The sequence below is a fragment of the Roseivivax sediminis genome, from assembly GCF_900112685.1.
Lineage (GTDB): Bacteria > Pseudomonadota > Alphaproteobacteria > Rhodobacterales > Rhodobacteraceae > Roseivivax > Roseivivax sediminis.
The window spans coordinates 79,506-93,172 of sequence record NZ_FOMS01000009.1 but is presented as its reverse complement, the minus strand read 5'-3'; the positions used below and the strand labels follow the sequence as shown (position 1 = coordinate 93,172).

14 protein-coding genes are annotated in these 13,667 nt (G+C 69.9%); 7 read left to right on the top strand and 7 right to left on the bottom strand.

From position 1 onward, the window contains the following. Window positions 1–5 precede the first annotated feature (5 nt). Window positions 6–431, top strand: a complete 426-nt coding sequence (locus F3H57_RS14650; protein ID WP_149756669.1) for a DUF4174 domain-containing protein — start codon at window positions 6–8, stop codon at window positions 429–431. Window positions 432–571: 140 nt separating this feature from the next. Here F3H57_RS14650 and dapA read toward each other — a convergent pair whose 3' ends face one another. Beyond that, window positions 572–1,447: a 4-hydroxy-tetrahydrodipicolinate synthase gene (dapA, locus tag F3H57_RS14645; RefSeq protein ID WP_149756668.1), complete on the bottom strand. Its 876-nt coding sequence runs from the start codon at window positions 1,445–1,447 to the stop codon at window positions 572–574. A 142-nt stretch (window positions 1,448–1,589) separates the two neighbouring features. Here dapA and F3H57_RS14640 point away from each other — a divergent pair, with 142 nt between their 5' ends. After that, window positions 1,590–3,563 (top strand): lytic transglycosylase domain-containing protein, encoded by a 1,974-nt coding sequence (locus F3H57_RS14640; RefSeq protein WP_149756667.1) that lies wholly within the window; start codon window positions 1,590–1,592, stop codon window positions 3,561–3,563. 132 nt (window positions 3,564–3,695) lie between these two features. Here the strand turns inward: F3H57_RS14640 and F3H57_RS14635 are convergent, their stop codons facing one another. Next, on the bottom strand, window positions 3,696–4,565 hold the full coding sequence (locus F3H57_RS14635; protein ID WP_149756666.1) for a DMT family transporter: 870 nt from the start codon (window positions 4,563–4,565) through the stop codon (window positions 3,696–3,698). After that, window positions 4,562–5,245, bottom strand: coding sequence for a tRNA (5-methylaminomethyl-2-thiouridine)(34)-methyltransferase MnmD (gene mnmD, locus F3H57_RS14630; protein WP_149756665.1), 684 nt, complete (start codon window positions 5,243–5,245; stop codon window positions 4,562–4,564). The genes F3H57_RS14635 and mnmD overlap by 4 nt, the downstream gene beginning before the upstream one ends. Before the next feature lie 47 nt (window positions 5,246–5,292). On the opposite strand from mnmD, the gene F3H57_RS14625 reads away from it, so the two are divergent. The 4 genes from F3H57_RS14625 (at window position 5,293) to F3H57_RS14610 (ending at window position 8,721) form a co-directional block, all read left to right on the top strand. Beyond that, on the top strand, window positions 5,293–6,333 hold the full coding sequence (locus tag F3H57_RS14625; protein WP_149756664.1) for an NAD(P)/FAD-dependent oxidoreductase: 1,041 nt from the start codon (window positions 5,293–5,295) through the stop codon (window positions 6,331–6,333). 81 nt (window positions 6,334–6,414) lie between these two features. Beyond that, window positions 6,415–7,122 carry an ABC transporter permease gene (locus F3H57_RS14620; RefSeq protein WP_149756663.1) on the top strand — a complete coding sequence of 236 codons (708 nt, stop codon included), beginning with the start codon at window positions 6,415–6,417 and terminating at the stop codon, window positions 7,120–7,122. After that, on the top strand, window positions 7,115–7,876 hold the full coding sequence (locus F3H57_RS14615) for an ATP-binding cassette domain-containing protein (RefSeq protein ID WP_149756662.1): 762 nt from the start codon (window positions 7,115–7,117) through the stop codon (window positions 7,874–7,876). Before F3H57_RS14620 ends, F3H57_RS14615 begins: the two co-directional genes overlap by 8 nt. Window positions 7,877–7,893: 17 nt before the next feature. Further along, window positions 7,894–8,721 carry a substrate-binding domain-containing protein gene (locus tag F3H57_RS14610; RefSeq protein WP_149756661.1) on the top strand — a complete coding sequence of 276 codons (828 nt, stop codon included), beginning with the start codon at window positions 7,894–7,896 and terminating at the stop codon, window positions 8,719–8,721. Between the two features lie 107 nt (window positions 8,722–8,828). Here the strand turns inward: F3H57_RS14610 and F3H57_RS14605 are convergent, their stop codons facing one another. The 4 genes from F3H57_RS14605 to F3H57_RS14590 are packed head-to-tail and all read right to left on the bottom strand — an operon-like array spanning window position 8,829 to window position 12,428. Beyond that, on the bottom strand, window positions 8,829–9,827 hold the full coding sequence (locus tag F3H57_RS14605) for a YeiH family protein (RefSeq protein WP_149756660.1): 999 nt from the start codon (window positions 9,825–9,827) through the stop codon (window positions 8,829–8,831). A 30-nt stretch (window positions 9,828–9,857) separates the two neighbouring features. Beyond that, window positions 9,858–10,364, bottom strand: a complete 507-nt coding sequence (locus F3H57_RS14600; protein WP_149756659.1) for a flavin reductase family protein — start codon at window positions 10,362–10,364, stop codon at window positions 9,858–9,860. Window positions 10,365–10,377: 13 nt separating this feature from the next. Further along, a complete protein-coding gene (locus F3H57_RS14595; RefSeq protein ID WP_188129708.1) occupies window positions 10,378–11,274 on the bottom strand; it encodes an aldo/keto reductase in 897 nt (298 codons plus the stop codon). Next, window positions 11,271–12,428 (bottom strand): LLM class flavin-dependent oxidoreductase, encoded by a 1,158-nt coding sequence (locus F3H57_RS14590; RefSeq protein ID WP_149756657.1) that lies wholly within the window; start codon window positions 12,426–12,428, stop codon window positions 11,271–11,273. Before F3H57_RS14590 ends, F3H57_RS14595 begins: the two co-directional genes overlap by 4 nt. Window positions 12,429–12,556: 128 nt before the next feature. On the opposite strand from F3H57_RS14590, the gene F3H57_RS14585 reads away from it, so the two are divergent. Next, window positions 12,557–13,639, top strand: coding sequence for a Gfo/Idh/MocA family protein (locus tag F3H57_RS14585; RefSeq protein ID WP_149756656.1), 1,083 nt, complete (start codon window positions 12,557–12,559; stop codon window positions 13,637–13,639). Window positions 13,640–13,667: the final 28 nt, after the last annotated feature.

The window sequence follows — 13,667 nt, the reverse complement described above, 5'->3', positions numbered from 1 at the left end:
CCCGCATGAGACGATGGCTCGCCTTGGTCCCCGCGCTCGGCCTGACGCTGGCCGCGCCGGCGGACGCGCAGCGCAGCGGCACCGTCACGCCGTTGCCGCCGGACACCGCCGAGCTGTCGGATTACCGCTGGTCGAATCGCCCGGTCCTGCTCTTTGCCGACGCTGATACGGATGCCGCTTACGCCGCGCAGCGCGCCGCCTTGGCAGCGGCCGCGCCCGGCCTCGCGGACCGGGACATCGTCGTTCTGACCGACACCGACCCGCAGGCGCGCGGCGCGCTTCGCGCCCGCTTCGCGCCGGAGGGCTTCCTCATGGTGCTCGTTGGCAAGGACGGCGGCGTCAAGCGGACGGAGACGGCGCCGATCTCCGCCGACGACCTCTTCGCCACGATCGATGCCATGCCCATGCGCCGCCGTGAGATGTCTCGTTAACCCCCGCCGGGTGGGGCCTCTTTCAGCCCTGCCTCCGCACGGATCAAACAGGGCAAGCGCGAAGCGCCCGCCCGAGCCTGGTTTCTTTGGGCTTCAAATACTCCGGGGAGCGCGAGGGGCTGGCCCCTCGCTCCGCCGGATCAGTTCAGCAGCCCCGCATGTCGCAGCCCGATATCCACCTTCTCGCGCGTCTCGGGGGTGAGCGGCACCAGCGGCACGCGCACCTCTTCCTCGCACAGGCCCAGCCGCGCCATGGCGTATTTCGCGCCGCACAGGCCCGGCTCGGTGAAGATCGCGTGGTGCAGCGGCATCAGCCGGTCCTGCAGCTCCAGCGCGCGCTGATAGTCGCCGGACAGGCACGCCTCCTGCACGTCCGAACACAGCCGCGGTGCCACGTTGGCGGTGACCGAGATCACGCCGATCCCGCCCTGCGCGTTAAAGCCGTGCGCGGTCGCGTCCTCGCCCGAGATCTGCAGGAAGTCCGGCCCGCAGGTGATCCGCTGTGCCGAGACGCGGGCGATGTCCCCGGTCGCGTCCTTTACCCCGACGATGCGCGGCAGCTTGGCCAGCTCGCCCATCGTCACCGGCGTCATGTCCACGGCCGACCGGCCGGGAATGTTGTAGATGATGATCGGCAGATTGCAGGAATCGTGCAGCATCTTGAAATGCGCATACAGCCCCGCCTGGGTCGGCTTGTTGTAATAGGGCGTCACCACCAGCGCACCGTCCGCGCCGACGCGTTCGGCGTGCATCATGAAGCGCATCGCCTCGGTGGTGTTGTTCGACCCCGCGCCGGCGATCACCGGCAGGCGCCCCGCGGCCGCGGTGACCACGGTCTCGACGACCGCCTCGTGCTCCTCGTGGCTGAGCGTCGGGCTCTCTCCGGTGGTGCCCACAGGCACCAGCGCGCGGGTGCCCTGGTCCACGTGCCAGTCGACAAGGCGTTTGAGCGTCTCGAAATCCACCGCGCCGTCCTTGAACGGCGTGACGAGGGCGACCATCGACCCCTTGAACATGACACGCTCCTTGCTTCATCGTTGCTTCCGGTCGCATCCCGGAGGCAGGCCGTCCCTGTCGCAGTCGTGAGTTGAGGGTCCGGCACGCTTCGGTATGCTCCGGGCCGTGTCTATCCTCTCTCGTTTTGGAAATTGCAAGCTTATGTCGCGACTCCGGGCCTGGCTTCTCCTGCCGTTCCTGCTTCTCGCACCGCTCGCCATCGCGCCCGGTCCGGCCGTCGCGCAGGAGGCGCGCGCCCTCGGCCGGGCGATGGACATGATGCGCCAGGGAGACTGGGCCGGTGCGCTGATCGAGGCGCGCGGCGACGGCCAGGTCGCCGTCGACGTGATCCTCTGGCACTACCTGCGCGATGGCAAGGGCGACGCCGCGCAGGTGCAGGACTTCATCGACCGCAACGCCGACTGGCCGGGCATGGATTACCTGCGCGAGAAGAGCGAGGAGGCGATCACCACCGCCCCGCATGCCGACGTGCGCGCGTTTTTCGCCGATCACCTGCCGCAGACCGGAAGCGGCGCATTGTCCTATGCGCGCGCGCTGACCGATGCCGGCGAGGTCGGGCTCGCCGAGGTGACGATCGTGCTGGCCTGGCGCACGCTGGCCCTTTCGGCCGAGGAGACGGCGGCCTTCCTCGCCGATCACGGCGACCTTCTGCGCCCGCACCACGCCGCGCGGCTCGACATGACGCTCTGGAACGGCTGGACGGTGAACGCCCGCCGGGTGGTCAACCTCGTGGACGACGGGCGGCGCGCGCTGGCCGAGGCGCGAATCGCGCTGCAGGACATGGCGCCGGGCGTGGACACCAAGATCGCGGCGGTGCCCGAGCGACTCACCGGCGATCCGGGCCTGGCCCATGACCGTTTCGAATGGCGCGTGCGCAAGGGCCGCGACGACGACGCCATCGATTTCCTGCTGGAGCGCTCCACCGATGCCGAAGCGCTCGGCGAGCCGGCCGCCTGGGCGTCGCGCCGTCGCCAGCTGACCCGCCAGACGATGCGCGCGGGCGAGCACGAGACAGCCTACCGCGTCGCGGCGAGCCACTACATGGTGCCGACGGGCGACTACGACTACGCCGACCTCGAATGGCTTTCCGGCTACATCGCCCTGCGGTTCCTCGACCGGCCGGAGCTCGCGGCAGAGCATTTCCGCAATTTCCGCACCTCCGTGGATACGCCGATCTCCCTGGGGCGCGCCGGCTACTGGATCGGCCGCGCCGAAGAGGCCGCCGGCAACGCCGAGGCCGCGCAGGAGGCCTACGAATTCGGCGGGCAGTACCAGACCGCTTTCTACGGCCTGCTGGCTGCAGAGAAGGCCGGGATGCCGCCCGATCCCGGCCTCTCCGGCGCGGGCCCGACGGAATGGCAGGACGCCGCCTTCACCGAGTCCAGCGTCTTCAGGGCCGCGGTGATGCTGCTCGCCGCCAACCAGGACTACCTGGCAGAGCGTTTCTTCACCCACCTGTCGGAAAGCCTCGCGCCCGAGGAGATCGCCCGCCTCGGCGCCATGCTCGAGGAAATGAACCGCCCGCACATCCAGGTCATGGTCGGCAAGCGCGCCGCCCAGGCGGGGCTGGAGGTTCACGGCCCGTACTACGCCGTTCCCAGCTTCGCCGATCGCCGCTTCCCGGTGCCGACGGAACTCGTCCTCGCCATCGCGCGCCGCGAATCGGAATTCGACCCGGTGGTGGTCAGCCATGCCGGCGCGCGCGGCCTGATGCAGCTGATGCCGGGCACCGCGCGCGATGTCTCCGGCTGGATCGGAGAGACCTACTCGGTCTCCCGCCTGACCTCGGATCCGGCCTACAACGCCCGTCTCGGCTCGGCCTACCTCGAATACCTCGCGCGGCGCTTCGACGGCAACATCGTGATGATGGCCGCGGGTTACAACGCCGGCCCCGGGCGTCCCCTGCAATGGATGGAGCGCTTCGGCGACCCCCGCGAGGGCGAGATCGACGTCATCGACTTCATCGAATCGATCCCCTTCCAGGAGACGCAGAACTACGTGATGCGCGTCGCCGAGAGCCTGCCGATCTACCGTGCCCGCCTCGGCCAGGACCCGCACCCCGTGCCCTTCTCCGAGGAACTCACCGGCACAACGCTCCTCCCCCTCGGAGAGTGAGGCGCGGCTCCACGCCCGCAGAGTCCCACCCCGCACCCTCTCGCGCCGCCCCGGCTTTCATCTGCCCGTAAATATCCCGGGGAGCGCGAGGGGCTGGCCCCTCGCTCCCGCACCTCCCAACGATGCGCACCGTCACCCCTTCGCCACGCGCTCGCGCCAGAAGGTGAACAGCCCCGCGGCCACGATGATCGTCGCGCCGATCACCACGTTGGGGCGCAGCGCCTCGCCGAAGACCACGAGTCCCAGCGTCGAGGCGAAGACCAGTTGCAGATAGGCGAAGGGCTGCACCGCGCCCGCCTCGGCCACCTCGTAGGTCTTGATCAGCGTGAAATGCCCCAGCGCGCCGGTCACGCACAGGACCGCCATCATCACCCAGTCGGGCCGCGTCATCGGCTCCCAGAACCAGATGCCGATGGCGGTCGAGACCACGGCGCCCACCGTGCCGGTCCAGAAAAAAGAGGTCGCCGCGTCGTCCTTGCGCGCGACGTAGCGGTTGAGCAGCCCGTAGAGCGCGAACATCAGCGCCGCCAGCAGCGGGATCGCCGCGTAGGGCGAGAACACGCCGCCCGAGGGCTGCAGCACGATGATCACGCCGACGAAGCCCACGCCGGTCGCCGCCCAGCGGCGCCAGCCCATCCGTTCGCCCAGGACCGGCCCCGACAGCGCGCCGATCAGCAAGGGATAGCAGGCGAAGACAGCGTGGCTCTCCACAAGGCCGAGGAAGACGAAGCCCAGCACCATCACCATGATCTCGAGCGCCAGGAGCGCGCTGCGGAACGCCTGCAGGAGCGGCTGCGCCGAGCGTGCGGCGGCGCGGACGCTGCCGGCCTGCCGGCGGGCGATGGCGATCACGAAGGCGGCGAAGAACCAGTAGCGGATCATCACCACCATGAAGACGTTGTAATTGTCCGCCAAGTGGCGCGACAGCCCGTCCTGCGCCGCGAAGATCAGCGTCGTCGTCACCATCAGCCAGATGCCGAGGCGGGTGTCGTTGCGCGTCATGGGATGGCCTTTCCGGGGGCGGCCTTTCGGGCGACGGTCATGTGCCGTTTGCGCCCGTAGCCCGGCACGCGGGTGGTCACAAGGCCGCCCGCGTCGAGCGCCCGGCGCACGTGCCCGGCGGCGGTATAGCTGGCCGCGGTGCCGCCCGGCGCGGTGTGCCGCGCCACTTCGGCCATCAGCTCCGCCCCCCACAGCTCTGGGTTCTTGGCCGGGGAAAACCCGTCGAGGAACCAGGCATCGGCCGCCCCGTCCCAGTCCGGCAATGTCGCGCGCGCATCCCCGGCGATCAGCCGGAAGTCGAGGTCCGGCAGCTCGATTCTCTCTGCGCCCCAATGCGGCGCCAGTTCCGCCGACAGGGCGGCCACCTCCGGGAACGCGGCCTGCGCGCGCACCATCTCGGCAGGCGCCAACGGATAGGCTTCGAAGCTGGTATAGATCAGGCGGCCGCCCACGCCGGCGGCGCGCCAGAGCGCCAGCGCGGCGAGAAGGTTCAGCCCGGTGCCGAAGCCGAGCTCGGCGATGCGGAAGCCGTCCCGGAACCGCTCCGGCAGGTCGTTGCCCGACAGGAACACGTGCCGCGTCTCCGCCAGACCGTCCTCCAGCGAATAATACGGATCGTCGAAACGGCGCGAGACCGGCACACGGCCGTCGCGCCAGACGGTGTCGGGCTGGTCGCTCATGAACGCACCGATTAGGTGATGACACGGCAAAGCGGAAGGTATCGAGGATGACACAGGCGGACGTTACGGTGCGCGGGGCGGGAATCTTCGGCCTTTCGGTGGCATGGGCCTGCGTCCGGCGCGGCGCGCGGGTGCGGGTGATCGACCCGCATGGCGTCGCAGCCGGTGCCTCCGGCGGGGTGGTCGGCGCGCTCGCCCCGCACGTGCCGGAGACCTGGAACCCCAAGAAGGCCTTCCAGCTCGAAAGCCTGCTGATGGCCGAAGGGTTCTGGTCCGAGGTGCAGCAGACCGGCGGCGTCGATCCCGGCTATGCCCGGCTCGGACGGCTGCAGCCGATCGGGGACGACGCGGCGCTGGAGCGCGCCCGGGACCGGATCGCCGGGGCCCAAGCGCATTGGCAGGGCCGCGCGGTGTGGGAGGTCATTCCGGCCGATGAGGCGGGCCCCTTCGCCCCGGTCTCGCCGACCGGCTGGCTGGTGCGCGACACGCTCACCGCCCGGCTGCACCCCGCCCGCGCCTGCGCGGCGCTGGCGGCCGCCCTGCGCGTGCGCGGGGCGCGGATCGATCCGGAGGGGCCGGACGAAGGCGCCGTGATCTGGGCCACCGGCTGGCGCGGCCTCTCTGACATCGTGAACGATGCCGGCCGCCCCGCCGGCACCGGCGTGAAGGGGCAGGCGCTGCTTCTGCGCCACGACGCGGGCGCGGTGCCGCAGGTCTTCGCGGACGGCCTGCACATCGTGCCGCACGACGACGGCACGGTGGCGCTTGGATCCACCTCGGAGCGGGAGTTCGAAGACCCCGCCGCCACCGACGAAGCCGCCGACGCCCTGGCGGATCACGCCGTGCAAGTGCTTCCCGTCCTGGCGGGCGCGGAGATTCTGCAACGTTGGGCAGGGGTGCGCCCCCGCGCGCGCAGCCGCGCGCCGATGCTCGGCCCCTGGCCCGGTCGTCCCGGGCATTTCGTTGCCAATGGCGGCTTCAAGATCGGCTTCGGCGTCGCGCCGCGCTGCGCGGAGGTGCTTGCGGATCTCGTTCTGGAGGGGCTCGATGAGATTCCGCAGGCCTTCAGGGTGGAAGCGTCGCTCTGAGCGACCACATTCCGGGCTTGCCGCGCCGGGCCTCCTGTTGTTAGCTTGCATAAATTCCGACTTCCGTGGGGTGCGGAAAGTATGCAGGACATGACAGAGGCCCTCGGCCTTGCAGTCGATCTCGTCGCCTCGGGCGATCCCGACCTCGTGGAGATCGTCGGCCTGTCGCTGCAGGTCAGCCTGTCGGCCACGCTCGTTGCCTGCATGATCGGCCTGCCGCTGGGCGCGCTGGTCGCGGTCACGCGCTTTCGCGGTCGGGGCGCGGTGCTGACGCTGATGAACGCGCTCATGGGCCTGCCGCCGGTGGTGGTGGGGCTGATCGTCTACCTGCACCTGTCGCGGGCGGGGCCGCTGGGTTTTCTCGGCCTCCTTTACACGCCCGGCGCGATGATCATCGCGCAGACGATCCTGATCGCGCCCATCGTGGCGGCGCTGTCGCGGCAGGTGCTGGAGGACATGCATTCCGAATACGACGCGCAGTTCCGGTCGCTCTGCCTCACTCGGGGGCAGACCATTGCGGCGCTTCTGTGGGATGCGCGCTACCCGCTGCTGACCGTGGCGCTCGCCGGTTTCGGCCGCGCGGTGGCAGAGGTCGGCGCGGTGATGATCGTCGGCGGCAATATCGACCATCTGACGCGGGTGATGACCACGGCCATCGCGCTCGAGACCTCCAAGGGCGCGCTGCCGATGGCGCTGGCGCTGGGCATCGTGCTGATGGCGCTGGCGCTCGGCGTCAACGCGGCGGTGCAGGGGGTGCGGTCCACCGCGGCACGGTACGCCTATGTCTGACGCCACGCTCGCCTTCACCGGCCTCGGCGCGCGCGAGGCGGCGCCGGCCGGGCCGCTCCTGCCGCTGCGCGCGCGGGGGCTGACGGTCGTCCTCGGCGGGCGCGCGCTGATCGACGGGCTCGACCTCGATCTGGGACCGACAGGCTGCACCGCAATCATGGGGCCCAACGGCGCCGGCAAGAGCCTGCTTCTGCGCCTTCTGCACGGGCTGGAGGCGCCCTGTGGCGGCACGATCGACTGGAACGGACATGCGCCGGGCACGGCGGTCACCCGCCGGCAGGCGCTGGTCTTCCAGACGCCGGTTCTGTTGCGGCGGTCGGTGGCGGCCAATCTCGACTTCGTGCTGAAGGCGCGGCGCAAGGACCGCTCGCGCCGCGACGCGATGCTCGATCATGTCGGGCTTGCGGGCAAGGCGGCGCAGCCGGCGCGGCTGCTGTCCGGCGGCGAGAAGCAGCGCCTCGCGCTCGCGCGCGCGTTGGCGCTGGAGCCGGAGATGCTGTTTCTCGACGAGCCCACCGCGAGCCTCGATCCCGGCTCGGTCCAGCGGATCGAGGCGATCGTCGCGGAGGCCGGCGCCGCCGGCACCCGCGTCGTCATCGTCACCCACGACATCGGCCAGGCCCGGCGGCTGGCGGACGACGTGGTCTTCCTCAACCGGGGCCGGATGGCGGAGCACGCGCCGGCCGATACGTTCTTCGCCGCGCCGTCGACGCGCGCGGCGCGGGACTTCCTCGACGGCCGCCTGGTCGTCTGATCACAACGGAGAGTTACATGCCGACCAGATCCCTTCTTGCCGCCACCGCGCTTGCCGGGCTTGCCACGGGCGCCTGGGCGCAGGAGTCGATCATCGTGCAGTCGACGACCTCGACCGCCAATTCGGGCCTCTACGATCACCTCCTGCCGATCTTCGAGGACGAGACCGGCATCACCGTCAACGTGGTCGCCGTCGGCACCGGCCAGGCGATCCAGAACGCGCGCAATTGCGACGGGGACGTGCTACTCGTGCACGCCAAGCCGGCCGAGGAGGAGTTCGTTGCCGACGGCTTCGGCACCGAGCGCACGGACCTGATGTACAACGACTTCGTCATCGTCGGCCCGGCTGACGACCCGGCCGAGGTGTCCGGTATGGAGGACGCGCAGGAGGCGCTGAGCGCCATCGCCGAGGCGCAGGCGCCTTTCGCCTCGCGCGGCGACGACAGCGGCACGCACAAGAAAGAGGTCTCGCTGTGGTCCGAGGCCGGGGTCGAGCCGACGGGCGGCTCGGGCGAGTGGTACCGCGAGACCGGGTCGGGCATGGGCGCGACACTCAACGCCGGGATCGGCATGGGCGCCTATGCGATGACCGACCGTGCGACCTGGATCAGTTTCGAGAACAAGCAGGATTACGAGATCCTGGTGGAGGGCGACAGCGATCTCTTCAACCAGTACGGCGTGATTCCCGTCAGCCAGGAGGCGTGCCCCTCGGTGAATGCCGCAGCCTCGGAGAACTTTGCGGATTGGCTGGTGTCGCGAGAGGGACAGGCGGCGATCGCGGCCTACCGGGTGGACGGCCAGCAGCTGTTCTTCCCCAACGCTCCGAGCGAGGGCGGCGAGAGCTGAGGAGCGCGTCGTGGGGGCTCTGCCCCCACACCCCCGGAGTATTTCTGGCCCAAAGAAGCGGGGCGCGGGCGTGAAGGCCCTGAGTCAAGAAGCCCGTGGGCTGTGCCTCAGGCCAGAAGCATGGCGCCGCAGAGCACGAAGAGCCCAAGGAAGGCCGTTTCCGCCGCCAGCATGAGGATCGCGGGGCGGCCGACCTTCAGAAGCTCGGGGATGGAGGTTTTCATGCCCACGGCGGCGATGGCCGTCAGGAGCGCCCAGCGCGAGATGCCGTTCGCCGCCTCGCGCAGGCCCTCGGGCACGAGGCCGGCCGAGCCTAGTGCGGCAAGGGCGAGAAAGCCGATGACGAAACCGGGCAGGAGCGGCGGGCGCGCCTCGCCCGAGCCTTGCGCGCGCAGCACCAACGCGGCGATGAGCACGACGGGGGCGAGCAGGCTCACCCGGATGAGCTTGACCAGCGTGGCGACGTCGCCGGTCTGGTCCGACACCGAGTAGCCGGCGCCGACGACCTGCGCGACGTCGTGGATCGTGCCGCCGAGGAAGACGCCGGTGACGACCGGTCCGAGGCCCGCAGTGGCGGCAACGATCGGGTAGAGGATCATCGCGACGGTCGACAGGACGGTGACGGCGACGACGGTGAAGACGAGGTCCTGCTCCGACCGGTCGGTCCGGGGCAGGATCGCGGCGATCGCCATGGCCGCCGAGGCGCCGCAGATCGCCACCGAGCCGCCGGTGAGAAAGGCAAATCGCCTCTCGCGTCCGAAGAGCGGCGCGGCGGCGAGCGCCGCGAGGATGGTGGCGGCGACACCGAGGACGGTGAGGAAGACGAAGCCGGCGCCGAGGCTGGACAGCAGATCGACCGAGATCCGCAGGCCCAGAAGCGCGACGCCGAGGCGCAGGACGTGGCGCGCGGCAAAGTCGATGCCGGAGGCGGGGCGCCCCTCTTCGGACAGGAAGTGCAGCGCGATGCCGAGCAGGATCGCCATGAGCATCGCCGGCGCGCCGTAATGGTCCGACAGGAACTGCGCGGTGATCGCGACGAGTGCCGACACCGCGAGCCCCGGCGCGATGCGCCGGGTCGCGGCGCGCAGCGCGCGGGGGGAGCTCATCCGCCGTGGCCGGCGTCTTCGCATCGCCGGTCAACCCAGGGCGCGGAAGCCGCCGAACTGGCCGTTGAGAAACAGCAGCGGCTCGCCCTCGCGCATGCGCACACGCTGCACGCGGCCGACGACGATGACGTGGTCGCCGCCGTCATGCACCGCGTCGCGCGCGCATTCGAAATGCGCCAGCGCGGTCTCGATCAGCGGCACACCGTTCTCGTTCTCGGTCAGGTCGCCGGGGCGGAAGCGGCGGGCGTCGCGCGCGACCTCGCTGCAGAGCGCCGCCTGGTCGGCGGCGAGGACGTGGATCGCGAAATGCTGCGCCTCGGTGAAGGGCACGAAGCGGGCCGACGCCTTGGCCGGCGACCACAGCACCAGCGGCGGGTCGAGCGAGAGCGACGCGAAGCTGTTGGCGGTGATCGCGATCGGGCCGTCGGGCGTCTGCGTGGTGACGATGGTCACGCCCGTCGCGAACCGGCCGAGCGCGTCACGGAAGGCGCGCGTGGTGTCCGGGCCGGGCTGAAAGGTCTGATTTTCGGTGTCCATCGCGCCGTCCATGTCACGGTACCTCGCGGCCGAGCGCAAGCGTATATAGTTCGAACCAGGTTTCGCGGTCCAGAGACAGCGCTTCGGCCTCGCCGAGGCGGGCGATCCGCGAAAGCGTGTTGGTGCCCATGACCGGCAGGATTCGCGCCGGATGCGCCAGCAGCCAGGCCACCGCGACCGCCGACGGCTCGACACCGGCCTCTGCCGCGATCTCCTCGAGCCGGGCGCTCAGGGCGGGCCGCGATCCGTCGAAGAGCGCGCCGCCGCCGAGCGGCGACCACGCCATGATCGGCACGCCGCGTTCCTGAAGGAAGGCCACGTCGCCATTCGTGAATCCCTCGGGCGCGGACAGCGACAGTTCGATCTGGTTCGTGAGAAGCTTGGCGTTCATCGCCGATTGCAGCAGCGTCCAGTCGTGCAGCTTGAAGTTCGACACGCCCACATGCGCCACCTTGCCCGCAGCGATCACGCCGTCGAGCGCCGCGCCGGTTTCGTGATGATCCATCAGCGGGTCGGGGCGGTGGATCAGCAGCAGGTCGATCCGGTCGATCCCCATGAGCTCGAGCGACTGGTCCACCGAGGCCTCGATATGCGCCGCGGAGGTATCGTAGTGCTTCACGCGCCGGTCCGCGTGGCGGCCTGCCGGCGCGACGATGCCGCATTTGGTGACAATCTCGATCCGATCGCGCAGGTCGGTGCCTTTCAGCGCGGCGCCCAGGACCTCTTCGGCGGCATAGCCGCCGTAGATGTCGGCCTGATCCATTGTGGTGATGCCCTGCGCGAGGCAGGCCTCTATCTTCCCGCGGACGCGGGCGGGCGAGGTGTCGGCATCGTCCGACAGCCGCCACATGCCGTAGGCGATGCGGCTCAATTCCAGATCGGATGCGAGCTTGAGGCGGCTGACGGTCACGTGCGGTCTCCTTCTCCCAGCGGGGTGGCCGGGGGGCTCACGGGCACGCGTCCATAGGCGTGCGGCAGCGAGCAGGTCTTGAGGTTCGGCAGCACCTTCTGGCCGAAGATGCGGCATTCGTCGAGATGCGGATAGCCCGAGAAGATGAAGGCGCGGATGCCCATGTCCCGGTACCGCTCGATCTTGGACATGACCTGATCGACCGATCCGACAAGGGCCGCGCCGCAGCCCGAGCGCGCCCGGCCGATGCCGGTCCAGAGTCCCGGCTCCACGTAGCCGTACCTGTCCGCCAGCTCGCGCGCCCGCGCCTGATGCGACACGCCGAGCGATGCGCTGTCATGCGCGCGTTCGCGGATGAGCTGGCCGAGCTCGTCGTCGAGTTTCGAGACGAGGTAATCGGCATAGTCGCGCGCCTCGGCCTCGGTGTCGCGGACGATCATGTGCACGCGCAGGCCGTAATCGAGCGTGCGGCCGTAGCGCTTCGCCACCGCGTTCACGTCGCGCATGCGCTGGGCGAGCTGGGCCTCGGGTTCGGGCCACATGAGATACACGTCGCAATGCTGGCCGCAGAGCTCCAGCGCGTGCGGTGAGTAGCCGCCGAAGTAAAGGAGGGGCCCGCCGTTCTGCTGGTAGGGTTTCGCCGGGTCGGTCCAGAGGTCGGTGAAGCGGTAGATTTCGCCCTCGTAGTCGATGCGCTCGCGCGTCCAGGCCTGTTTGAGGATCTCCACCACCTCGCGCGAGCGCTGGTAGCGGTAGGCGCTGCCGGCCGTCTCTCCGGGGAAGTCCGAGGAGATGACGTTGAGCGTGAGGCGCCCCTGCATCATGTGGTCGAGCGTGGCGATCGTGCGCGCCAGCATGATCGGCTGCATCTCGCCGCAGCGGATCGCGGCGAGCATGTTGATGTCCGACGTGACCTGTGCGCCGGCGGCGACGAAGGACAGCACGTCCTGCCCAACCTGGTAGGAAGAGGGGCAGAGGATGTTGCGGAAGCCCTGCGCCTCGGCCTCGCGCAGGATGGTCGAGCAATGCGCCCAGCTCGACTTGAGGGCCGGATCGGGCACGCCGAGAAACTGGTAGTCGTCCGAGCAGAGCGCGGCGAACCACGACACCTCGGAGGCGTCCATGTCGGCGGAGGTGACGGGAACGACGGTCATGGCAGGCCCTGGTGAGACTTGGCGGAGACGGCACGGGATTGGCTATTGCGTAGCATCCGCCGGGACGTGCATCAATCATGTATCAATTCAGCCCGAGTCGGGGTCGGCGCGGGCGGACGAGGCAGGACATGATCAATTACGGCATCATCGGCGCCGGCATGATGGGGCAGGAGCATATCCGCAACATCCGGCTTCTGGGCGACGTGCGCATCGACGCCATCCATGAACCGGACCAGATGATGGCCGCCGCCGCCTCCGCGCTTGCGCCCGAGGCGGCGATGGTCGGCTCTCTGGACGATCTCTTGGCGCGTCCGTCGCTCGATTGCCTGCTGATCGCCTCGCCCAACCATTGCCATGTTGACCAGCTCGAGGCGGTCGCGGCGCGCCGGCCGCTGCCGGTGCTGGTGGAGAAGCCGCTCTTCACCACGGCAGAACAGGCAAAGCGGGCGGCCGTGCTGGGGCGCGACTACCCGGCGCCGATCTGGGTGGCGATGGAGTACCGCTACATGCCGCCCATCGCCATGATGGTGGAGCGGGTCGCCGAGGCGACCGGCGGCATCCGCATGCTGACCGTGCGCGAGCACCGCTTTCCCTTTCTCGACAAGGTGGGCGCCTGGAACCGGTTCAACGCCACATCGGGCGGCACGCTGGTGGAGAAGTGCTGCCACTTCTTCGATCTCATGCGCCTGATCCTGCGCGCCGAACCGGTGCGGGTCATGGCCTCCGCGGCCGGGGACGTGAACCATGCGGCGGAGGACTACGACGGCAGGCGCCCCGACATCTGGGACAATGCCTATGTCATCGTCGACTTCGACAGTGGCACCCGGGCGATGCTGGAATTGTGCATGTTCGCCGAGGGCGCGCGTTACCAGGAGCACCTGAGCGCGATGGGACCCAAGGGCAAGATCGAGGCGCTGGTGCCGGGCCCGACGCGGTTCTGGCCAACCGGGCTTGGCCCCGCGCCGGTGCCCAAGGTGGTGCTGAGCCCGCGCAACCCCAAAGGCGAGCAGGTGCTCGATGTGCCGGTCGACCCGGAGCTTCTGGAGGCGGGGGATCACAACGGGGCGACCTTCTACCAGCACCGCCGGTTCCTGTCCGTACTGCAGGGGACGGGAAAGGTGGAGGTCACGCTCGAGGACGGGGCGAAGGCGGTGTCCATGGGGCTCGCCGCGCAGCGCTCGGCGCGGGAGGGCGTGGCTGTGGCGCTCTGACGTGACCGTCCGGATTGCGGCGCGGGGA